General features: G+C 71.9%; 21 protein-coding genes and 1 pseudogene. 11 read left to right on the plus strand and 11 right to left on the minus strand.

Features of this window, described 5'->3' with window-relative positions:
* Nucleotides 1–30: 30 nt before the first annotated feature.
* The 3 genes from ESG85_RS28140 to ESG85_RS28150 are packed head-to-tail and all read right to left on the minus strand — an operon-like array spanning nt 31 to nt 1,575.
* Nucleotides 31–864, minus strand: coding sequence for a helix-turn-helix domain-containing protein (locus tag ESG85_RS28140; RefSeq protein ID WP_128983982.1), 834 nt, complete (start codon nt 862–864; stop codon nt 31–33).
* Complete coding sequence (locus ESG85_RS28145) at nt 861–1,385, minus strand: DUF6879 family protein (RefSeq protein ID WP_128983983.1); 525 nt, start codon at nt 1,383–1,385, stop codon at nt 861–863. The genes ESG85_RS28140 and ESG85_RS28145 overlap by 4 nt, the downstream gene beginning before the upstream one ends.
* Nucleotides 1,369–1,575: a hypothetical protein gene (locus ESG85_RS28150; RefSeq protein ID WP_128983984.1), complete on the minus strand. Its 207-nt coding sequence runs from the start codon at nt 1,573–1,575 to the stop codon at nt 1,369–1,371. The genes ESG85_RS28145 and ESG85_RS28150 overlap by 17 nt, the downstream gene beginning before the upstream one ends.
* Before the next feature lie 169 nt (nt 1,576–1,744).
* Here ESG85_RS28150 and ESG85_RS28155 point away from each other — a divergent pair, with 169 nt between their 5' ends.
* A complete protein-coding gene (locus tag ESG85_RS28155; RefSeq protein WP_128983985.1) occupies nt 1,745–2,734 on the plus strand; it encodes an aldo/keto reductase in 990 nt (329 codons plus the stop codon).
* An 84-nt stretch (nt 2,735–2,818) separates the two neighbouring features.
* Here ESG85_RS28155 and ESG85_RS28160 read toward each other — a convergent pair.
* Together ESG85_RS28160 and thpR are read right to left on the minus strand one after the other, a co-directional pair.
* Nucleotides 2,819–2,968, minus strand: a pseudogene (locus ESG85_RS28160) (aldo/keto reductase); the annotation flags it as partial.
* 179 nt (nt 2,969–3,147) lie between these two features.
* On the minus strand, nt 3,148–3,732 hold the full coding sequence (thpR, locus tag ESG85_RS28165; RefSeq protein ID WP_128983986.1) for an RNA 2',3'-cyclic phosphodiesterase: 585 nt from the start codon (nt 3,730–3,732) through the stop codon (nt 3,148–3,150).
* A 33-nt stretch (nt 3,733–3,765) separates the two neighbouring features.
* Here thpR and ESG85_RS28170 point away from each other — a divergent pair, with 33 nt between their 5' ends.
* The gene (locus tag ESG85_RS28170; RefSeq protein ID WP_128983987.1) at nt 3,766–4,278 is read left to right on the plus strand and encodes a GNAT family N-acetyltransferase; all 513 of its coding nucleotides are present in this window, start codon (nt 3,766–3,768) and stop codon (nt 4,276–4,278) included.
* Nucleotides 4,279–4,373: 95 nt separating this feature from the next.
* Here the strand turns inward: ESG85_RS28170 and ESG85_RS28175 are convergent, their stop codons facing one another.
* From ESG85_RS28175 to ESG85_RS28185, 3 genes are all read right to left on the minus strand, one after another.
* Complete coding sequence (locus tag ESG85_RS28175) at nt 4,374–4,874, minus strand: lamin tail domain-containing protein (RefSeq protein WP_246095334.1); 501 nt, start codon at nt 4,872–4,874, stop codon at nt 4,374–4,376.
* A 219-nt stretch (nt 4,875–5,093) separates the two neighbouring features.
* On the minus strand, nt 5,094–6,470 hold the full coding sequence (locus ESG85_RS28180) for an MFS transporter (RefSeq protein ID WP_128983988.1): 1,377 nt from the start codon (nt 6,468–6,470) through the stop codon (nt 5,094–5,096).
* 27 nt (nt 6,471–6,497) lie between these two features.
* The gene (locus tag ESG85_RS28185) at nt 6,498–6,941 is read right to left on the minus strand and encodes a MarR family winged helix-turn-helix transcriptional regulator (RefSeq protein WP_086830705.1); all 444 of its coding nucleotides are present in this window, start codon (nt 6,939–6,941) and stop codon (nt 6,498–6,500) included.
* A 131-nt stretch (nt 6,942–7,072) separates the two neighbouring features.
* Here ESG85_RS28185 and ESG85_RS28190 point away from each other — a divergent pair, with 131 nt between their 5' ends.
* Nucleotides 7,073–7,297 (plus strand): ribbon-helix-helix protein, CopG family, encoded by a 225-nt coding sequence (locus tag ESG85_RS28190; RefSeq protein ID WP_128983989.1) that lies wholly within the window; start codon nt 7,073–7,075, stop codon nt 7,295–7,297.
* Here the strand turns inward: ESG85_RS28190 and ESG85_RS28195 are convergent.
* Nucleotides 7,267–8,718 (minus strand): NCS2 family permease, encoded by a 1,452-nt coding sequence (locus tag ESG85_RS28195; RefSeq protein WP_128983990.1) that lies wholly within the window; start codon nt 8,716–8,718, stop codon nt 7,267–7,269. The two genes, ESG85_RS28190 and ESG85_RS28195, sit on opposite strands and share 31 nt — an antisense overlap.
* Before the next feature lie 461 nt (nt 8,719–9,179).
* Here ESG85_RS28195 and ESG85_RS28200 point away from each other — a divergent pair, with 461 nt between their 5' ends.
* From ESG85_RS28200 to ESG85_RS28215, 5 genes are all read left to right on the plus strand, one after another.
* Nucleotides 9,180–9,452 carry a DUF2530 domain-containing protein gene (locus ESG85_RS28200; RefSeq protein WP_128983991.1) on the plus strand — a complete coding sequence of 91 codons (273 nt, stop codon included), beginning with the start codon at nt 9,180–9,182 and terminating at the stop codon, nt 9,450–9,452.
* A gap of 88 nt (nt 9,453–9,540) precedes the next feature.
* Complete coding sequence (locus tag ESG85_RS28205; protein ID WP_246095335.1) at nt 9,541–12,114, plus strand: HAD-IC family P-type ATPase; 2,574 nt, start codon at nt 9,541–9,543, stop codon at nt 12,112–12,114.
* A 394-nt stretch (nt 12,115–12,508) separates the two neighbouring features.
* Nucleotides 12,509–13,231, plus strand: coding sequence for a GOLPH3/VPS74 family protein (locus tag ESG85_RS28210; RefSeq protein WP_128983992.1), 723 nt, complete (start codon nt 12,509–12,511; stop codon nt 13,229–13,231).
* A 358-nt stretch (nt 13,232–13,589) separates the two neighbouring features.
* Nucleotides 13,590–13,751, plus strand: coding sequence for a glycosyltransferase family 4 protein (locus ESG85_RS35165; protein WP_164986335.1), 162 nt, complete (start codon nt 13,590–13,592; stop codon nt 13,749–13,751).
* Nucleotides 13,748–14,047: a hypothetical protein gene (locus ESG85_RS28215; protein WP_246095336.1), complete on the plus strand. Its 300-nt coding sequence runs from the start codon at nt 13,748–13,750 to the stop codon at nt 14,045–14,047. The genes ESG85_RS35165 and ESG85_RS28215 overlap by 4 nt, the downstream gene beginning before the upstream one ends.
* Nucleotides 14,048–14,055: 8 nt before the next feature.
* Here ESG85_RS28215 and ESG85_RS28220 read toward each other — a convergent pair whose 3' ends face one another.
* On the minus strand, nt 14,056–15,042 hold the full coding sequence (locus ESG85_RS28220; protein ID WP_128983993.1) for a LuxR family transcriptional regulator: 987 nt from the start codon (nt 15,040–15,042) through the stop codon (nt 14,056–14,058).
* Nucleotides 15,043–15,401: 359 nt separating this feature from the next.
* Between ESG85_RS28220 and ESG85_RS28225 the strand changes: the two genes are divergently transcribed.
* The 3 genes from ESG85_RS28225 to ESG85_RS35175 all read left to right on the plus strand — a co-directional run bounded on the left by ESG85_RS28225 (nt 15,402) and on the right by ESG85_RS35175 (nt 17,004).
* Nucleotides 15,402–16,052: a hypothetical protein gene (locus tag ESG85_RS28225; RefSeq protein ID WP_128983994.1), complete on the plus strand. Its 651-nt coding sequence runs from the start codon at nt 15,402–15,404 to the stop codon at nt 16,050–16,052.
* Nucleotides 16,053–16,378: 326 nt separating this feature from the next.
* Complete coding sequence (locus tag ESG85_RS35170) at nt 16,379–16,561, plus strand: hypothetical protein (RefSeq protein WP_164986336.1); 183 nt, start codon at nt 16,379–16,381, stop codon at nt 16,559–16,561.
* Entirely contained in the window at nt 16,558–17,004 is a 447-nt protein-coding gene (locus ESG85_RS35175) for a hypothetical protein (protein ID WP_164986337.1), read from the plus strand. The genes ESG85_RS35170 and ESG85_RS35175 overlap by 4 nt, the downstream gene beginning before the upstream one ends.
* Nucleotides 17,005–17,212: 208 nt before the next feature.
* Here the strand turns inward: ESG85_RS35175 and ESG85_RS28235 are convergent, their stop codons facing one another.
* On the minus strand, nt 17,213–20,596 hold the full coding sequence (locus ESG85_RS28235; RefSeq protein ID WP_128983996.1) for a sacsin N-terminal ATP-binding-like domain-containing protein: 3,384 nt from the start codon (nt 20,594–20,596) through the stop codon (nt 17,213–17,215).
* Nucleotides 20,597–21,407: the final 811 nt, after the last annotated feature.

Consider the following 21,407-nt stretch of genomic DNA (forward strand, 5'->3'; position numbering starts at 1 on the left):
ATGGCGCTTCAGTCGCGTAGTCGACTGAAGTCATGCACGGCAAGCGGCGGACCACTCGGCGAGCCGTGCCCGGAGGTCTTCGCCGAAGAGTGCGTGTTCCTCGTACCCGGCGAACTCCTTCAGGTACGCCTGAACATCTCGGCCGTCGCGGAGTACGAGACTTCCCGCCGTCGTCTCGATGGTGACCAACGCGGCGTCGTAGACGGTGAACGTACTCAGAGGAGTTCGAGGCGTCGGTGCCCCAACAGGGATCACCCCGATCTGAACGTTCGGAAGGTAGGACAGGGACGCCAGCCGATCCATCTGCTCGGCCAGTGCCAGCGGGGAGACGACCGGCCAGCGAACCGCCTGCTCGGTCAGAACGAACGTGAACCGCTTCGAGGCGTCGTAGAGGACGGCTTGCCGTCCCAGTTTCCCCGCCACTGCCTTGCTCGTGTCGGCCGTCGAGTGGGCCAGGCTCGCCCGTACGTACTCCGGTGTCGCGAGCAGGCCGGTGACCATCGAGAGCAGGAAGTAGCGCATATGGGTAGAGGACGCTTCGAGCGACTTCAGCTCGGCCTGTCTCGTGCCGAGGCCCTTGCGCCGCAGCTCTCGGACGTTCCGCCACTCGGTGTTCGCCATCCTGGCGAGGGCGGAGACCTCGGCGACCAGTTCCGGCGGAGCGTCCAGCGCTCGCAAGATCTGCTCGACGTCGACCAGGGACGGCCGTGTCCGGCCGTTCTCGATGCGAGACACCTTCGACTGGGACATGTTGCAGCGCGCTGCGAGCCGGTCCCCCGAGAGGCCGGCTCGCTTGCGCAAGTCCCGAAGCAGTGAGGCGAGTTCGATACCGGAGTCGCCAAGCTGCTCAGCTTCGAACGTCACTCCGTCACGCGCTCCGCGTACTCCAGGAAGGGAACCGACTCGGCAACGGCGATGCGCTGCCACTCGATGAACGGCGCGAGGTCACCCTCGTACAGCTCCCGACTGATCTGCGTGCCGTCGCCCGCGTAGTGCATCAGGACGACGGTCGAGCGGTCGAACATCCAGAAGTCCTCGACGTCCGGCAACGGGTTGTCCCGCTCGGTCACGTCAAGGATGCGGACGTCCTCCCCGGCGAGCACGTGCGGGGCGTAGTACCGCGAGAACTCGAAACGCAGGTACTCGGAGAGCGGTCGAGTCAGGACGTGCACGCGCCCCTTGCTCCTGCCCTCCCCTCGCAGCCGCTTCAGGTCTTCCGTGTACGCGGACGAGTAGGCGTGCGGGTCGACGCGCCTGCCCGCCCGGAAGGCTTCGAGCTCTTCCGCCTCCTGCGGTACGAGGTACTGGGGCAGGGTCTCCAGCCGCCACGCTTCCGACCGGAAGCCCCGGAGCATCGCCCGCCACTCGTCACCATCCAAGAGCACGAACGGCCTCCCGGAGAACGCTCTCGGGGATCTCCACGAGCCCTTCCCCCTGCGGGAGAGTAAAGGCGTCGGACACGTCGCCCTGAACCACGATGGAGCCGGAAGCGGTGCGGTAGACGTTCGGGCAGTCGTCCTCTCCACACGTGCCGTTGCCGTTGCCGGTGAGCCGAGTCAGTTCTTCGCGTGCCATGCGGAACTCCCTTGACCTGTCGGCCCGGTCGGGCCGCCCGAGACGACCGTACGGGGGCCGCTCGCAGCCGTCCATGCACGGACGTGACTCATGCGCGTTGTCGCATAAATGGGCGGCTGAGTGGTCGGCCCTTGCTTGGAGTGGGCTCGAAGCAGTTGGCTTGTGCCTCATGAAGTACACGCAGCTCGGACGCACCGGACTCAAGGTCAGCCGCCTCGTCCTCGGGACGATGAACTTCGGCCCGCAGACAGACGAACCGACAAGCCACGGCATCCTGGATGCCGCGCTCGACGCAGGTCTGAACTTCGTGGACACGGCCAACGTGTATGGGTGGGGTGAGAACAAGGGCCGCACCGAGGAGATCATCGGGACGTGGTTCGCCCAGGGCGGTGGCCGGCGGGAGAAGACGGTCCTCGCCACGAAGGTCTACGGCTCCATGTCACGTGAGGGCGAGACCTGGCCCAACGAGGACCGGCTGTCGGCCTTGAACATCCGGCGGGCCGTCGACGCCAGCCTCAAGCGGCTCGGTACCGACTACATCGATCTGTACCAGTTCCACCACGTCGACCGTGCCACTCCCTTCGAGGAGGTCTGGCAGGCCGTCGACGTGCTGATCCAGCAGGGGAAGATCCTGTACGCGGGCTCCTCGAACTTCCCCGGGTACAAGATCGCCCAGGCCAACGAGGCCGCCGCCCGGCGCGGCATGGTCGGCCTGGTCAGTGAGCAGTGCCTGTACAACCTCTACGAGCGGCGCGCGGAGATGGAGGTGATCCCGGCCGCACAGGACTACGGCCTCGGGGTCATCCCCTGGTCCCCGCTGCACGGCGGCCTGCTCGGCGGCGTCCTGAAGAAGGAGGCCGGGGGTAAGCGGCGTACGGAGGGCCGCGCGGCGGAAACGCTCGCCGACCCGACCGTGCGGGCGAAGTTCCAGGCGTACGAGGACCTGCTCGACAAGCACGGCCTGGAGCCCGGCGAAGTCGGGCTGGCATGGCTGCTGACCCGGCCCGGCGTCACCGGCCCGATCGTCGGCCCGCGCACGGTGGAGCAGCTGGAGAGCGCGTTGCGCGCCCTGGAGCTGGAGCTGAGTGACGAACTTCTGACTGGTCTGGACGAGATCTTCCCCGGCCCGGGGCCGTCGCCGGAAGCCTTTGCCTGGTGATCGAGTAGCGGCCGGAAGCACGGCCGTCGCCCGCTCCGATGGGGCGGCGGCCGCAGTGTCACACAGGCGTCAGAATGCCCGCTTCGCGGTGTCGAAGAAGTTGAGGCCCGCGTCGAGTGCGGCGTCCATGATCGCGTGACTGGTGGGTTCGTCCGTCTGCGGACCGAAGTTCATGGTCCCGAGGACGAGCCGGCTGACCTTGAGTCCCGTGCGTCCGAGCTGCGTGTACTCCATGGGGATCAAGCCAACTGCCTGGAGTCCACTCGAAGCAAGGGGTGACGGTAAGGGGCGGTTCGAGCGGGGCGGCGCGGCTACTGGCCGCCGACCATCGTCGTCACCGCGATGATCGCGAACATCAGGACGAGCACGCCGGCCATGATCCGGTTACGGGTTTTCGGGTCCACCCTTCGAGGTTAACCCCCCGCACCGGCCCCTCCGCCCAGCGGCCACGTGGCGATCGTCTCGTAGCGGGGCTGCCTGCCCGGCGGGCCGCCGCCGGGGAGGTGGCTGCGGATCAGGGTGAGGTCCGCGACCTGCCAGCGGGTGCCCTCGAAGGGGGTGAGGGCGGTGACGAACGGGCGGAGGTCCACGGCGTCGGTGCGGGAGCGGGCCACGGTGAGGTGCGCCTGGTAGCGGCGGTGCTCGTCCATCGCGACGCCGGCCCGGCGGGCGGCGGCGTCCGCGCGCTCGGCGAGCAGCCGCATCTCGTCCAGGCCGCCCGCCGCGCCGGTCCACAGCACCCCGCGGCCGAAGTGTCCGCCGCCGTGCAGGCGCAGCGGGAAGGGCGCGGTGCGGTGGGCGGCGCGGCCGAGCCGGGCGTGCAGGTCGGGCAGCAGGGTCTCGTCGACCTCGCCCATGAAGGCGAGCGTGAAGTGCCAGCCGGGCCGTGCGGTCCAGCGGAGCCGGTCGGCTCCCGGCAGGTGCGCGAGCCGGTCGACCTCGCGCCCCAGCTCGTCGAGCTGCGCGGACGGCGGCAGGACGGCAGCGAAAAGCCTCATGGGTCGAGTCTGGCAAAGACTAGGCTCGGCCGGATGGATACCGGCATCAAGATCAGGAAGGGCGGGCCGGAGGACGTTCCCGCCATGCTCGCGATATTCGACAGCGCGGTCGCCTGGCTCAACGAGCGGGGCATCACGGCCCAGTGGGGCACCGAGTCGTTCAGCTCGCGTCCGAAGACGGTGGAGGCGATCGAGCGGCTGGTGTCCGAGGGCGCCCCGTGGATCGCCGAGGTCGACGGTTTCCCCGCCGGCACGCTCACCCTCACCCCGCACCCGGGCCAGTACGTGGCGCCGGCCGGCGAGCCCGAGCTGTACGTGCGCTACCTCGCCACCCACGGCCGCTTCCACGGCCACGGCGTCGGCTCGGCCCTCCTCGCCCACGCGGTCGACGAGACCCGCCGCGCGGGCGTCTCCCTGCTGCGGGTCGACTGCTTCGCCGGCAGCGAGGGCCGGCTGGTGGCGTACTACGAGCGCCAGGGCTTCACCCGCACCGAGGAGTTCACGGTGAACGACTGGCCGGGGCAGGTGCTGGAGCAGCGGGTCTGAGCCCACTGCTCCTCGTGCCGTCCGATCGCGCGAGGCCCGTGGCCGGGCCTCGCGCGCGGTCCCGTGCGGTGCCGGGTGCCGCGGTGCCGCGGTGCTCAGCCGTGGTACGTGATGTAGCCGTTCCCGTCGCGGTCGTTGGCGCTCTTGGTGTAGGCGTGCGTGTCCGCGTAGGCGCCGCCCGGCTTGATCAGCTTGATGGTGTCGCGGTCGTTGTTCCAGAGGAAGTTGCAGTTGTTGCGGTAGGCGACGTTCTTGGCGTCGGACTCGGTGCCGTAGTTGCCGCGCAGCTGCACGTAGTCGCCGGGCTGCAGGTAGTGGTTGTTGCGGAACGTGTACGCGTTGCCGACCGCGTCCTTCACCACGTAGCCCTTGAGGTTCACCGTGGTGGTGCGGGAGTAGTTCTTGATCGTGACGAACTCGGCGGCGGTGTTGCCACCGGAGCACCGGTTCGAGTCCCGGCCGGGGGCGTCGTACTGGACGCCCTTGATCTTCAGGGCCGAGGAGTACTCGGCGGCCTGGGCAGTCGGTGCGGTGGTGAGGGCGGCCAGGGTGCCGGCGGCGAGGGCGACGGCTATGGCGGCGGAGCGCATGCGCAAGTGAAACCTCCTGTGACTGTGGGCACTTGAGCGGCACTCAACGTACACACGATCTTCACCCCGCCGCCCCGCAAACGCCTGAATCGGGACAGTCGGCAGTCGCTCTCCCCCTCGCCCCGCGCCGCTGTACGGCGAGGGGGCCGGGTCCCGTGACAGGACCCGGCCCCTTCTCCGTACGGGCGACGCCCGCACCGACCCCTACGCGAAGGCGCGCTCCGCCTACGCGGCCGTCGCCAGGCTCGGCCGGGCGGCCTGGGCCCGTGCCTGCGGGACGAAGCGGACGCTCGGGTGGCCGTGGCGCCAGCCGACCGCGAGCTTCAGGCCGCCCACGCGGGCCAGGACCAGGCCGATGACGGTCGCGGCGGCCAGCGAGACCAGGCCGCCGGTGGCGAAGCCGACGCGGGGGCCGTAGGTGTCGGTGACCCAGCCGAGGAGCGGGGCGCCGATCGGGGTGCCGCCCGCGAACACCATCATGTACAGGCTCATCACCCGGCCCCGCATGACCGGGTCCGTCGCCATCTGGACGGCCGAGTTCGCGCTGATGTTGACCGTGAGGCCGATCATCCCGATCGGGACCAGGAGCAGCGCGAACATCCAGAACGAGGGCGACAGCGCCGCCGCGACCTCCAGGACGCCGAAGACGCCCGCCGCGACGACGGTCTTCCGCAGCCGGGTCGAGCCGCGCCGCGCCGCGAGCAGCGCGCCCGCGAGCGAGCCGGCCGCCATGAGCGTGTTCAGGAAGCCGTACGTGCCGGCCCCGACGTGGAAGATCTCCTCCGAGAAGGCGGTCAGCCAGATCGGGAAGTTGAACCCGAACGTGCCGACGAAGCCGACCAGGACGATCGGCCAGATCAGGTCGGGGCGCCCGGCGACGTAGCGCAGGCCCTCGCGCAGCTGGCCCTTGCCGCGCGGCGCGCGCTCCACCTTCTGGAGCTCGCCCTGGCGCATCAGCAGCAGCGCGGTGAGCGGGGCGAGGAAGGACAGGCCGTTGATCAGGAAGGCCCAGCCGCTGCCGACGCCCGCGATGAGCAGACCCGCGACGGCGGGGCCGATCAGCCGCGCGGACTGGAAGTTGGCCGAGTTCAGCGAGACCGCGTTGCGCAGCCGGTCGGGGCCGACCATCTCGGAGACGAAGGACTGCCGGGCCGGGTTGTCGACGACGGTGACCATGCCGAGCAGGAAGGCGATCAGGTACACGTGCCAGACCTGGACGTGACCGGAGAGGGTCAGGGCCGCCAGGGTCAGTCCGCACAGGCCGAGGGCGGCCTGGCTGACGAGGAGGATGCGGCGCTTCGGGTAGCGGTCGGCGATGACGCCGCCGTACAGGCCGAACAGCAGCATCGGCAGGAACTGGAGCGCCGTCGTGATGCCGACGGCGGCGGCCGAGCCGGTGAGGCTCAGGACCAGCCAGTCCTGGGTGATCCGGGCCATCCACGTACCGGTGTTGGAGACGATCGCTCCGGTGAAGAACAGCCGGTAGTTCCGGATCGCGAGCGAGGAGAAGGTTCCTCGGCTCCGGGGCTCACGCGCCCGCGCGGGGGTGTGGGTATCGGATTCGTTGACGGGTGCGGAGTCTGCTCCGGGTCCCGTACTCAAAGTGCGTCGCCTCCTTGGCGCCTGGGGTCAGAGGTGGGCGAGCTTCTCCAGGACCGGGGCGGCGGCGCGCAGCTTCGCCCATTCGTCCTCGTCCAGACCCTCGGCGAGGGAGGCCAGCCAGGCGTTCCGCTTGCGGCGGGACTCCTCGAGCATGGCCTCGGCCTGCTCGGTCTGGCTGACCACCTTCTGCCGGCGGTCGTCGGGATGCGGCTCGAGCCTGACCAGCCCCTTGGCTTCCAGCAGGGCGACGATGCGGGTCATCGACGGGGGCTGGACGTGCTCCTTGCGGGCCAGCTCGCCGGGTGTGGCGGAGCCGCAGAGCGACAGGGTGCCGAGCACCGACATCTCGGTGGGGCTCAGCGACTCGTCGACGCGCTGGTGCTTCAGGCGTCGGCCCAGCCGCATGACCGCGCTGCGGAGCGCGTTCACGGCGGCGGCATCGTCGGCGGTGCCGTGCGACAGGTCAGGCATCTCCTTAGCGTAACTCATTACTCTTCCTAAAGACCAATCGAAAACCTTCCGTCGCAACCTGTCACCCAAACGAGTGAGACCGATCCGGAAAGTGACGCACGCGGCCCTTCCGCGGCGCGAACCTGACGGGTATGGAATCGACCGTGCTCAGCCTGCGCATCGACGGAGAGCTGCTCGAACGGCTCCGCGGTCATGCCGCCAGAAGAGGAATGAGCGTCCAGGACTATGTCGTCCGGACGCTCATTCGGGAGGACTTCGACGAGCGGTTCAAGACCGCCGTCGACGAGACGGAGAAGTTCTACGGGACGGAGGACCCGCCGTCGGCTCAGGTCAGGCCCAGCGCCGGCATCGCGTAGAAGAAGACGAAGACCGCCGACACGGCGTACATCGCCGCCGGGACCTCACGGCCGCGGCCGGCCGCGAGGCGCAGCACGCTGAACGCGATGAAGCCGATGCCGATGCCGTTCGTGATCGAGTACGTGAACGGCATCATCACCATCGCCAGGAAGGCCGGCACGGCGATCGTGAAGTCGCTCCAGTCGATCTCCTTGACCGACCCGGCCAGGATCAGGAAGCCGACCGCCAGCAGGGCCGGGGTCGCCGCCTGGGACGGGACCATCGTGGCGAGCGGCGTGAGGAACAGCGCGACCGAGAACAGACCACCGGTCACCACCGACGCCAGACCCGTACGGGCGCCCTCGCCGACACCGGCCGTGGACTCCACGAAGCAGGTGGTGGCGGAGGAGGACGTGGCACCGCCGGAGGCGACGGCGAGGCCGTCGACCAGCAGGACCTTGTTGATGCCCGGGAAGTTGCCGTCCTTGTCCATCAGCTTGGCCTCGTCGCCGACGCCGAGGATCGTGCCCATGGCGTCGAAGAAGCAGGACAGCAGCACGGTGAAGACGAAGAGGACGCCGGTCAGCACGCCGACCTTCTCGAAGCCGCCGAACAGGCTGAACCGGCCGAACAGCCCGAAGTCGGGCGTGGCCACCGGGTTGCCGGGCCACTCGGGCGTCGTCAGGCCCCAGGACGGCACGGTGGCGACGGCGTTGATCACCATGGCGACGATCGTCATCACGACGATGGAGATGAGGATCGCGCCCGGCACCTTGCGGACGATCAGCGCGAGGGTCAGCAGGGTGCCCAGGACGAACACGAGCACCGGCCAGCCGGTGAGGTGACCGTCGCCGCCGAGCTGCAGCGGAACGGTGGTGTGCGCGGCGTCCGGGATGCGGGAGACGAAGCCCGAGTCGACCAGGCCGATCAGCATGATGAACAGGCCGATGCCGATCGCGATGCCCTTGCGCAGGCCGACCGGGACCGCGTTCATCACGCGCTCGCGCAGACCGGTCGCGACCAGGAGCATCACGACCAGACCGGCGAGGACGACCATGCCCATGGCGTCCGGCCAGGACATCCTCGGCGCGAGCTGGAGCGCGACGACCGTGTTGACGCCGAGACCGGCGGCGAGCGCGATCGGCACGTTGCCGATGACGCCCATGAGGAGCGTCGAGAACGCGGCCGTCACGACCGTCGCGGTGACGAGCTGGCCGCCGTCGAGCTGGTGCCCGTACATGTCCTTGGCGCTGCCGAGGATGATCGGGTTCAGCACGATGATGTAGGCCATCGCGAAGAAGGTGGCGAAACCGCCGCGGACCTCACGGGCGACGGTGGAGCCGCGCTCGGAGATCCGGAAGAAGCGGTCGAGTCCGGAGACGGGGCCCTGCGGGGCTTGAGGTTCCGGGGAGGTGGCCTTGAGGGCGGCCGTGGTGCTCATGGAGTAGGTTCCTCTTCGGAAGAAGTCCTTTTGGCGGTTCATACGAGGGGAACCCGCCGGAGGCAAACCGTTTCAGTATGAACACATGAACGAGTGAGCGTCCATCTCCGCGCGTAGACACCAAGGGGCGCCTGCGTGGGGCCCTGCGCGAGGACCGGACGGGTGCCGCGCGCACGGGCGGACGAAGGGCGTACGAGGGGCCGCGCGCGGACGCGCGGAGGACCGTGCGAGTCCGATGCGCGGACGCGCGGAGGACCGTGCGAGTCCGATGCGCGGACGCGCGGAGGACCGTGCGAGTCCGATGCGCGGACGTGCGGAGGACCGTGCGAGTCCGATGCGCGGACGTGCGGAGGACCGTGCGAGTCCGATGCGCGGACGTGCGGAGGACCGTGCGAGTCCGATGCGCAGACGGTGCGCGGACCGTCCGAGGGCCGGGAGACCCGCCCGCCTAGACTGGCCGCATGGCGAAGTGGACACCGAAGCACGAGGCACCCGAGCCCCTGGAGGGGCCCGTCGTCGCCACCATCACGGGCGGCACGATCCTCTGGTTCGTCCTGTTCCTCGTCCAGGTCCCCTTCTACGGCTGGTTCGACGACCGCGACCTGACCTGGTGGGTGTGGACCTGCCTGGCCGGCGCGGGCCTGGGCCTCATCGGCATCTGGTACGTGCGCAAGCGCGACGCGGCGATCAAGCGCCACGAGGCGCGGCAGCGGGCCGAGCAGTCCCAGCCGTAATGCCCGGGGACGATTTCCGTCCTACCCCGGTCTGATGTTCGGGCTTCTCGGCGGGTGAGCGGCCGGATCCCGCCGTAACGTCGAAAACATGACGCAGCGGGCGAAGATCGACATAGGCGGAAGCGGAAGCGGACACGGGCCCGACGGCGGCGGAAGCGGCGCGAGCGGAGCCGACGCCCACGGCACCGGCACCGGCACCGGCACCGGCGACAGCACCGGCGGGACGGACGGCAGTGCGTCCGGGGTGAGCGGCTCCCCCGCCCGCGGCACCGCACCCGCCGGGCCGTCCACCCAGCCGCCCGCCGAGCCGGCCGTCGTGCACCGTCCGGCCGGCCTGACCTCCGCCGAGGTCGCCGAGCGCGTGGCGCGCGGCGAGGTCAACGACGTCCCCGTCCGCAGCTCCCGCTCCACCGCCGACATCGTCCGCGGCAACGTCTTCACCCGCTTCAACGCGATCATCGGCGTGCTCTGGGTGATCATGCTCTTCGTCGCGCCGATCCAGGACAGCCTCTTCGGCTTCGTGATCGTCGCCAACACCGGCATCGGCATCATCCAGGAGCTCCGCGCCAAGAAGACCCTGGACAGCCTGGCCGTCATCGGCGAGGCCAGGCCCACGGTCCGGCGCGACGGCGTCTCCGCCGAGATCTCCACCTCCGAGATCGTCCTCGGCGACCTCATCGAGCTCGGCCCGGGCGACAAGGTCGTCGTCGACGGCGTCGTCGCGGAGGACGACAGCCTGGAGGTCGACGAGTCGCTGCTCACCGGCGAGGCGGACCCGGTCGTGAAGCGGCCCGGCGACCGGATGATGTCGGGCTCGTTCGTGGTCGCCGGCGGCGGCGCGTTCACCGCGACCAAGGTCGGGCGCGAGGCGTACGCGGCGCAGCTCGCCGAGGAGGCCTCCCGCTTCACGCTGGTCCACTCGGAGCTCCGCTCCGGCATCTCCACGATCCTCAAGTACGTGACGTGGATGATGATCCCGACGGCGATCGGGCTCGTCGTCAGCCAGCTCGTCGTCAAGGACGACGACTTCAAGGACTCGATCGCCCGCACGGTCGGCGGCATCGTCCCGATGATCCCGGAGGGCCTGGTCCTGCTGACGTCCGTCGCCTTCGCGATCGGGGTGATCCGGCTGGGCCGCAAGCAGTGCCTGGTGCAGGAGCTGCCCGCGATCGAGGGCCTGGCGCGGGTCGACGTCGTCTGTCTCGACAAGACCGGCACGCTCACCGAGGGCGGCATGGACGTCACCGAGCTGCGCCTGCTGAACGGCGCGGACGAGACGTACGTACGGAAGGTCCTCGGCGCCCTGGGCGAGTCCGACCCGCGGCCGAACGCCTCGCTGCAGGCGATCATCGCGGCGTACCCGGACGCGGAGGACTGGCGCTGCACGGAGTCGCTGCCGTTCTCCTCCGCCCGCAAGTACAGCGGCGCCGCGTTCAGCGAGGGCGACGGCGAGAACTCGACGTGGCTGCTCGGCGCGCCCGACGTGCTGCTGCCGGCCGGCGATCCGTCGCTCGCGGAGGTCGACCGGCTGAACGAGCAGGGCCTGCGGGTGCTGCTGTTGGCGCGTACGACCCGGGAGCTCGATTCTGCCGGGGTGGCGGCGGACGCGGCGGCGACGGCCCTGGTCGTCCTGGAGCAGCGGCTGCGGCCCGACGCGGCCGACACGCTCGCGTACTTCGCCGACCAGAACGTCGCCGCGAAGGTCATCTCCGGCGACAACGCGGTGTCGGTCGGCGCGGTGGCCGGAAAGCTCGGGCTGCCGGGCGCCGAGCACACGGTCGACGCGCGCAAGCTGCCGGAGGAACAGGAGGAGATGGCGCGGGTCCTCGACGACAACGCGGTCTTCGGCCGGGTCACGCCGCAGCAGAAGCGGGAGATGGTCGCGGCGTTGCAGTCGCGCGGGCACACGGTGGCGATGACGGGCGACGGCGTGAACGACGTGCTCGCGCTGAAGGACGCGGACATCGGGGTGTCGATGGGCTCGGGCTCGGAGGCGACGCGGGCGGTCGCCCAGATCGTCCTCCTGAACAACTCGTTCGCGACGCTGCCGTCGGTGGTGGCGGAGGGCCGCCGCGTGATCGGCAACATCACGCGGGTCGCGACCCTGTTCCTGACGAAGACGGTCTACTCGGTGCTGCTGGCGATCCTGGTGGTCGCGACGCAGGTCGAGTACCCCTTCCTCCCCCGCCACCTCACCCTCCTCTCCACCCTCACCATCGGCGTCCCGGCCTTCTTCCTGGCCCTGGCGCCCAACAAGGAGCGCGCGAAGCCGAACTTCGTGCGGCGCGTGATGCGGTACGCGATCCCGGCCGGCCTGATCGCGGCGGCGGCCACCTTCGCGACGTACCTCCTGGCCCGCTCGTACTACACGGGCCCGGACGCCCTGGCCGCCGAGACCAGCGCGGCCACGCTCACCCTGTTCCTCGTCTCCATGTGGGTCCTGGCGATCATCGCCCGCCCGTACACCTGGTGGCGGGTCGCGCTGGTCGCGGCGATGGGCGGCGCCTTCCTCCTGGTCCTGGTCGTGCCGTGGCTGCAGGACTTCTTCGCCCTGAAGCTGGTCGGCGTGACGATGCCGTGGACGGCGGTGGCGATCGCGGCGACGGGCGCGGCGGTCCTCGAACTCGCCTGGCGCTGGGTGGGCCACCGCTTCCCGGCGTAGGCAGGCGCGGAAGCCGGGCGGGAGCCGGGCGGGCCTGGGCATGGGCCGGGTGGGCCTGGGCATGGGCCGGGTGGGCCTGGGCGGGACTGGGCGGAAGCCGGGCGGGAGCCGGGCGCCGGGCACCGCCCCGTCAGGTCCGCTCGCATCAAGCTGCAAGGGCCCTGCATCAAGCTGACGTGCGGGGCGGCCCGCACGCGCCCGTTTCGGTGACAGTCTGACCAGCTGCCGGTACGGCCGAGCCGTCTCCGCCACGTCCGACTCCGGTCCGTCCGACTCCCCTCCGTCCGACTCCCCTCCGTCCGACTCCCCTCCGCTCGACTCCCCTCCGTCCGACTCCCCTCCGCTCGACTTCGCCCAGCGCGGGCCGTACCACCACCTAGCGAAAGAGGCCTTCATGTCCGCTCATGCCCAGGACCTCGCCCTGCTGCTCCTCGACGACACCTCGGGACGGAGCACCGTCGACCTCGGCCGCCGTCACCGTGCGGTGGGCAGCGCCCTCCTGCTCGACCTGGTCCGCGCCGGCCGGGTGCGGGTCGACCTGCCCGGCGGCGCCCCGAAGGACGCCCGCCCGGTGGTCCTCGACGCCGCCCCCACCGGCGACGCGGCGCTCGACCGCGCCTTGTCGCTGCTCACCGCAAAGGACCGGAAGCTGGCCTGGGCCGCGGAGAACATCGGTCACGCCTGCTGGGAGCCGTTGATGGAGAGGCTGGCCGAGCGCGGCCTGGTGCGCCGTCAGGAAGGCCGCTTCCTGGGGCTCATCAAGACGAGCTCCTGGCCGGCCGAGGACACGTCGTACGAGGCCACCGTCGTGGCCCGGGTCCGCGCCGCCGTCACCGGCGACGAGCCCGCGAACGGGATCGGGAACGGGAACGGGAACGAGAGTGGCAGCGGGGGCGGGGACGGCTCGGGCGGCGCCGGGCCGGACGAGTCGACCGTCCTCCTCGTCATGATCCTCGACGGCATCGGCGCGCTCTCCGCCGTGCTGCCCGACGAGGACCCGCGGGCCGTCGCCGAACGCGCCGGCCGGCTGGTCGCGGCCCACCGCGACCGGGGTCCGTGGTCAGAGGCGTTCAAGGGCCTGGACACCGCCCTGTTCACCGTGCTGTTCGCGAGTTGAGCGGAAACCGGAGGACCCCGACCATGACCGACGGATCCCCGCGTCCGAAGGGGCAGGGGCACCGCATCACGCTCGCGCTGCTCTGCCGTCCTCAGCCCGCGATCCGGCTCCTCGGGGAGATCAGGGAACACGCGCCGCGGTGCACCGTCGTCTACGACACCGTGGACCTCCACTTCCGCAGGCTCGGCCGCGCCGCCGACCTGGCGGAGGAGGAGCACCGCACCGATCGTTACGCGCTCCGCGCGCAGGCCGAGACGAGCCGGGCCCTCGAACTGCTCCTCACCCGCTCCTGCGACGTCACGCTCGTCGTCTCTGAGGACGGACGGGCCGTGCTCCGGGGCTGCGCGACGGCACGGAGGTGCTCGTCGGCGACAGCGCGCCGGACCTGGCCGAGGCGATCGTCCGGCTCATCCGGGACGCCGCCCTCGGCCGACGCCTGGTGGGGGCCGCGCTTCCCCGGCTCGCCGGACTGTTCGGCCCGGCCCGCGCCCGCGACACCCTCCGCGGACTCCTCCCGTGAGCCCCACGGGGACGGATGCCACCGCAGGCGCCGGGACACCGGGGCCCGACCCGGAGCTCGAACTGGTCGGTGAGCGCGCCGAGTCAGGCACCCCGCCCGGACCCACGACGGTGCTGCGCCTGCTCGGCGCACTGCCCCCGCGCTGGCGGTGCCGTCCGGTGGCCGAGGAGCAGCGGGTGACGCTGCGCATCCGGACGCCCGCGAGCACTCCCGAGGAAGCACGTGCCCGGCTCACGCAGGTGCTCGCCGATCCGGCGCTGCGCGGCTGGCACTGGCGCTGGCACCGGCGCTGCTGAGGGTCCGCTCAGATCCAGTGGCGCTCGCGCGCGAGGAGCGCGGCGTGTGCGCGGCTGGCCGCGCCGAGGGTGCGCAGCAGATCGGCCACGTGGCGCCGGTACGTGCGTACCGAGACGCCGAGGTCGCGGGCGCCGATCTCGTCCTTGCCGACCGTGCACATGGACGCGAGGACCTGCCGCTCGATCTCGGACAGCCCGCCGTCGTCCGGCGCCACCACCTGCGAGAGGTCGAGGGAGGCGTCCCAGATCTTCTCGAAGAGCCGCTGGATGTTGTCGACAAGACCGGTCTCGCGGGTGAGGAGGGCGCCGCGGGAGGTGTCGGACGGGTCCTGCGGGATGATCGCCGTCTGCCGATCGAAGATCAGTATCCGTTCCACGATGCTGTCCGCGACCTTGATCCTCGCCCCGTGTTGGGTGAGTTCCTGCAGGTAGGAAAGGGTCAGGGGATCCTTCGTGGCCTCCCGGAGCACCACGTTGCGCACCTGTACGCCGCGTCGCAGACAGCGAAGGTCCAGGGGGCGGGCGTAGTCGATGTCCTCCTGGGTGAGCCGGGTGTACGGCTCGACCGAGTCGACGTACTCCCGGGTGAAGAAGGCCAGGTCGTCCAGGCGGCCGCGGATCTGCTCCAGCGTTTCGAGCCGTTCGACCCCCGGCTGCTCCTCCTCGGTCGCGGCGGCCTCCGCCTCGAGCGCCGGGATCAGCCGGGACGTCTGGGTGACGTCCTGCAGTCTCTGGTGGATGTCCGAGACCTGCTGCTCGATCAGCCGTCTTATCGCCACGGCGGGCGCGGTCGCGACGACCGCGCCGGACTCCTCGTCGTCCACCCGCACCATGCCCAGTTCCCCCAGCCGGCGAAGGGCTTCCTCGGTGTCGGCGGGCCGGGTGTGCAGCAGGAGGTCGAGGTCGTGGGCGGTGGTGCGGGGGTTGCGGAGGAAGTGGCGGTACACCCGTTCCTCGAGCGCCGAGATCCCCAGTGCCGACAGGTCGTTGTTCACGCTCTTCTCCCCCCTACGTCAGCATCCGCACCGGGTTGCGGTGGTCAGCCGTGGCCTGGTGAGTAGGCAGCCTAAGAGGTATTGATCTGGTAAAGGAACCGTAATCTTCTGCACTCCTTGTGATTCACATCACGCGCCGAATGCTGCATGTGAACCGGTATGCCCGGCCTCTCGACCCCCGCCCGGTCGCCGGAGGCACACCAACCCCTGGGCCGCGTGCACAGCGGGGGCGGCAGCCGCGGCCGCACGGTCCGGCCGCGACGTACCGGCCGGGTCCCCTTCGCGAAATGGCCGAATCGCTCGACGAAGGCACACCTGTTCGGCCAAGCTGTCCTCAACACGCCCTCACTCACGGCGCGTTGAGTGACAACTGCACGAACGGCACCACCGGCACCACCCGCACCACCCGCATCACCCGCATCACCCGCACCATCAACTGCACACAGACATCCGGGGGAAACATGGCAGGTATCGCCCAGCGCTGGTCCGCGCGCATAGCAGGCGCGACGGCCGCGGCCGCACTGATCTTCGTCGGCACGACGGGCACCGCGTCCGCCGTGACCGGACCCACCCCGACCCCGCCGTCGATCCAGGTCGACGAGACCGCGAACTACGCCGTGGTCGCGACCCCGCACCCGGACACCACCGGCTGCAACGGCTACAAGGTGACCGGATCCGGCACCGTCACCGGCATCCCGACCACCAACGGCACGTGGACCCAGACCGAGACGGCCTGCACCGCGACGACCCCCGGCGCGTGGGACATCAAGGGCACGGCGACCCTCGCCGAGCCCGACGGCGACAAGCTCGTCATCAGCTACGCCCTCACCGCGCCCCTGACCTCGGACACCACGGTCCACCCGTCCGGCACCTGGTCGATCGTCTACGGCGTCGGCCAGTACGAGGAGGCCACCGGCGGCGGCACGATGAACGCCACCGTCAACCTCCTCGACCACGACCACGTCACCTGCAAGCTGGTCGGCTCCTTCCGGTACAAGTGGCAGATCTGACGGTTCGCCAACCTCGCGGCGGGGCCGGTGCGTACGCGCACCGGCCCCGCCTCTCGTACACCTGAGGCCGGAGGGGTCGGGGCCGGAGCCGTGGCCGAGGCGGAGGTGTCGGCCGGCCGAATCGGGTCGCGTGTCGCCGGTTCGCGGCCGACACGCCGTGGTTTCGGCTGTTCGAGGGGCGAGGCGGCGGCGATCAGGTGAACACGGCCCCTCCCGCGAGACCGCCACGGCGGGACGGCGTTGTCCTTGTGCCCTCCCGTGCCTCGAGGCACCCGGAGTCGTACACCGGACCTTGCGGCGCGACACTCCAAGCGAAGGACAAGTCGATGACGCTGTTCCATCGGATCGCGCGGCGGACCGCGCCTCTGGCCGCGATGCTGGGAACCAGCTTCGGACTTCCGCTGGCGGTCGGCGCCACCCCGGCGCACGCCGTACCGCAGCTCGAAGTCTCCAAGTTCCATTCGGGCTCCTTCGCCCGAGGCGGAACCGGACCTACCGCTTCTCGGTGACCAACCGAAGCGTCTCCGACCCCACCACCGGAACGGTCACGCTCACCGATGTGCTTCCGCAGGGACTCACGGTCAACTCGACCCATTCCCACGCCTCCTGGGACTGCGACGTCTCCCTGTCGAGCGTGACCTGTACCAACGACACGGTCGTACAGCCGTTCCAGTCCTACCCGCTCCTCGAACTGAACGTGAACGTCGCCGAGGACGCCCCCTGCACCGTCACCAACACGGTCACCCTCTCCGGAGGGGGCAGCGACGCGGCGTCCGCGAGCGACTCCACGACCATCACCGGCGGCGACTGCGACACGCCGGCCCCCGTCCCCGACGAGGGCAACGGATCGATCCTGCCGATCGACCTCGGCGGCGTCCTCACGATGTTCAACAACATCTCCACCAACAACAACATCAACAGCCCCGGCGCGTCCAACTCCAGCCGCCGGTAGTCCGGAACGGCCACTCCCTGACATGCGCACGGTCACCGCGGCTTCGCCATGAAGGCCATGAAGGCTGATGGCCCCCCCATAGGGGCCGGCCGGCCTGGGCCTTCGACGTGAAGGCCCGCGGCCTGCCCCGCGCCGTACGCGGGGCAGGCGCGGGGCAGGCGCGGGGCAGGCGCGGGGTGCGCGGCAGGCGCGCCCGGCGGGTCAGGGCTCAGTCGAACCAGCGGTCCCGGGCCAGTTCCGCCGTGCGGGACGGGTCCTCCAGGAGGGCCGCCACCTCGAAGCGGCGGGGCCACTGGCCCGCGGCCCAGGCCAGGCCCGCCGCGACGCCCTCCAGGGTCGCGGCGTGGACGACGCCGTCCGCGGTGCGGCGCCAGTCCAGTTCGACGCCCGCGGCCCGCAGTTCCTCGTGCTCGACGTACGTGGCCGGGGTCGCCGGGCCGAGCAGCGCGTGCACCGACGGCGGGACCTCGTGTTCCTCGCCGACCGTCGTCACCTCCGCCTCCACCGTCTCGCTCAGCCGGCGGACCTGGAACAGCTCGGCCAGGTCCGCCGCGCGGGACGGCGCCACCGGCAGCAGCGGCAGACCGGACGCGAGCGGCAGCAGGTCGGGCGCGTCCGCGACCAGCGCCTCCGCCGCGTCGACCACCACCAGCGCGCCGTCCACGACCGCCCGCAGCTCGTCGGGCAGCGTGACCTGCTCGGGGTCGAGGTCGGCGAGCGCCGTGTACAGGGCGTGCAGCTGCGCGCCCGACACCTCGCGGTCCGGGTCGGCGAGCCGGCCCAGGAGCTCGGCGGCGCCGCCCGGCTCGTCCAGGAGGGCCGCGACGGACGTGCGGACGCCGAGCGCCCGCAGCACCTGCTCGTCCTCGAACCCGGTCGCGTCCGCGGAGTCGTACAGGCCGATGAGCAGCGGGTCCGTGCCCGCGGCCCGGAGTCCGGCCGGACGGCGGCCGTCGAGCACGGGGTGGTCACGCAGCCACCACGCGGTGTACGGACGGACCGTCTCCGTCGTGCCGTCGGGCAGCAGCACCCGTACGGGCTGGGTCAGGGCGTCCCGCAGCGGCGGCTTCGCGAGCAGCGCGAGCGCCCGCGGCCAGGCGTCGTCGTCGACCAGGTCCAGGTCCCGTACGGCCACGATCTCGGTCGCCACCGGCGGCACCGGCGTCTCCGGCAGCCGGTCCAGGACGTCCTCGCACCACACGTCGACGGCGTCGAGCAGACCCGCGTCGTCGGGCTCCGCGAAATCGCCCTCGCGCGGCTCCAGTTCGTCCGGGTCGAGGACCAGGTCGGCGGCCCGCACCAGCTGGAAGTCCGCGAGCACGCCGCACGCGGCGAGCGGCTGCCCGCCCCAGCGTCCGGCCAGCTCCGCGTCCACGAAGGCGAGTTCGCCCTCGCGCATCACGGAAGCGAACGCCGAGCCGGGCAGCACGAGTTCACCGGCGGGCGCGAGCTCGCCGTCCTCGTCGGGCAGCGCCAGCGCGCCCAGCCACGGCTCGTCGCCGGGCGCCAGGTCCGCGTCCCGTACGAGGGCGAGGACGGTCTCGGCGAGCTCGTCCGCGTCCAGGGTGTCGGCGTCCTCGTCCCAGATCTCGCCCGCGTCGAGGGAGGCGGCGACCGCCGCCCGTACCTGCGGCGTGGTGAGCACCGCGCGCGGGGTCGCCGGTACGGCGCCGAGCTTCTCCAGGATCGGGTGGGCGGCGTCCGGGTGGGCGACCTTCAGGCCGAGCCGGGCCAGGTCGACCGGCGTGTGTTCCTGCGGCAGCAGGACCTGACGGGGGCCGATGGTGGTGCGGATCCGGGCGGCGGGCGAAGCGGCGCCGTCCGCCCCGTCCTGATCCTGGTCCCGGTCCTGGTCCCGGTCCTCGCCCTGTCCGGGGCGGGCCGCCCCGCGCCCGGTGAGGACGTCGTCCACGAGGATGTCGTCCGCGAGGACGTCGTCGGCGAGGACGCTCTCGGTGAGGATGCTCTCGGTGAGGATGCCCTCGGGGAATTCCCCGAGCCCCCCGGCGCTCCCGAAGGCCCCGCCCGACGCGGCCACGTCCTCCGCGCCCATCAGCGGTACCGGCAGGCCCGAGAGCCGGTCCGGGTCGACGCCCGCGAGCGAGTCGTACAGCCGCCACCACCACCGCGGGCTGCGGTCCACGCCCGCGAGCCGGTCCACCGCCTCCGTCAGCGGCAGCCGGCCCACGCCGAGCGTGCGCAGCTCCGTACGGCGCTCCAGGCCGGCCGGCAGCAGCGTCGGGAACACCTCCGCGAGGACCTCCACGGTCTCCGCGCCCGCGCCCTCGACGACCTCCGCCTCGATCGGCCGCAGCGCCGGCAGGTCCTCGGAGGCGGCGGCCGGCGCCAGGAACGCCACGCGCGGCAGCCGTTCGAGGACGGCGGCGCGCAGGTGCCCGTCCAGGACGCCCTTGCCGAGCGGGCCGGGCACGAGGCCGAGGGTACCGGTGGTGACCGGCACCCACTCGGCGAGCAGCTCCGCGTACGCGTCGGCGGCCCGCTCCACCAGGAAGTCGGTGAGCGGCCCGGGCGCCGGGTGGCGGCGGGCGGTGTCCAGCGGGAAGGAGGCGATGAGCAGGGCGGGGATGCCGAGGGGCTCGTCGGTGGGCGTGGGGGCGTGGACGACGGGCGCGGTGCGCGGGAACTGCGGCGCGCCGTCGGCGTCCACGGGTACGGCCCAGGTGACCGACCAGTGCGGGCGCAGGCGTTCCTCGACGGGCCGGTCCTTGAGCAGGGCCGGGTCGAGCGGTCCGCCGTGGCTGACGGTGCGCCAGCGGCGCGGGCCGGGAAGGGCGTCGGGGGCGGTGTCGGCGATGTGGACGTAGCCGCCCTCGGTGCTGCGAGTGAGGGTGCGGACGGCGCCGTCCGCCGTCTCGACGACGACCTCGGTGAGGCCGGGCAGGGTGAGGAGGAGGGCGTCGTCGACGGCCGCGAGCAGCCGCTCGGCGAGGTCGACGGCGGCGGCGTCGCGCAGCGGCAGGACGACGACCGTGTCGTAGCCGTCGGGAGCGGTGCCCTCGGCGGGCAGCGGAAGCCGGAGCAGCGGTACGTGTCCGTCGCGGCGGCGCAGTTCGTCGCCGAGTCCCGGGCTGTGCCGGGCGGTCTCGGCGGCGAGGGTACGGGCCTCGGCGAGGGACCAGCGGACGCCGCCGTGGCGGCCGAGGACGGCGGGCTCGTCGGTGACGGCGAGCACGGCGGCGAAGCCGACGCCGAACCGGCCGACGGCGCCGGTGTCGCGCTCGGTGCGCTTGGCGGAGGCGCGGAGGGTGGACAGCGACTCGACGCCGGCGGCGTCGAGGGGGGCGCCGGTGTTGGCTGCGGCGAGGACGGCGGGGCCGTCGGCGTCGGCGGGGTGGAGGGTGAGGCGGAGCCGGCCGGTGACGCCGGCGCGGCGGGCGGCGTCGGCGGCGTTCTGGGCGAGTTCGACGACGAGGCGGTCGCGGTAGCCGCCGAGGACGAGGTCCTCCTCGGCGTTGGCGTCCTCCCGGAAGCGGGCCGGGCCCGCACCCCACGCGTCGAGCACGCCCCTGCGGAGCCGTGCGGTACCGAAGGGGTCGGTTCCGTCGGTCGACGTCCTGACGCTGACGCTCACGTCTGACTCCACTCTGCGGTACGGGGAACTGGCCGGTGCCCGAAGGTACCGTGCCCCGCCCTGCCCCGACGCCGGGGGCACGTCCGCCCCCGGGGGCGCGCGGAGGCACCAACGCGCCGGGAGCACACTCCGCCCCGCAGCGCCGCCCCGTTCCCGGGCGCCGCCCTGTTCCCGGGCGGCACTTGCCCGGGCGACACTTGCCCGGGCGGCACTTGCCCGGGCGGCACTTGCCCGGGCGACACTTGCCCGGGCGGCACTTGCCCGGGCGGCACTTGCCCGGGCGACGCCCGGCCGCACCCGAACCCTGCCGGGCCGTCTGGACGGCACCTGGTCCGGGCGGCGCCCCACAGGCCGGTACGGGGGGCGCGCCCGCCGTCGCGATCGAGGCCCGCCGGTGGGGCCGTGCCCGCCCTCTCGTTGCGGGACCCCGCCAGTGCCCGCACCCGCCGCCCCAATGAGACCTCGGCCCGCGGGGCAGCGCCCGCCCTCTCGTTGCGGGACCCCGCCAGTGCCCGCACCCGCAGCCCCAATGAGACCTCAGCCCGCGGGGCCGTGCCCGCCCTCTCGTTGCGAGGCCCCGCCGGCGCCCGCACCCGCCGCCCCAATGAAACCTCGGCCCGTAGGGCCGTGCCCGTCGGCTCGTCGCGAGGCCCCGCCGATGTCCGCACCCGCAGCCCCGATCAGACCTCAGCCCATGGGGCCGTGCCCGCCCTCTCGTTGCGGGACCCCGCCGGGGCCCGCACCCGCCGCCCCAATGAGACCTCGGCCCGTGGGGTCGTGCCCGTCGTCTCGTTGTGGGCATTCGTCCCGC

It is taken from the genome of Streptomyces roseicoloratus (genome assembly GCF_004117935.1).
Taxonomy (GTDB): Bacteria; Actinomycetota; Actinomycetes; order Streptomycetales; family Streptomycetaceae; genus Streptomyces; species Streptomyces roseicoloratus.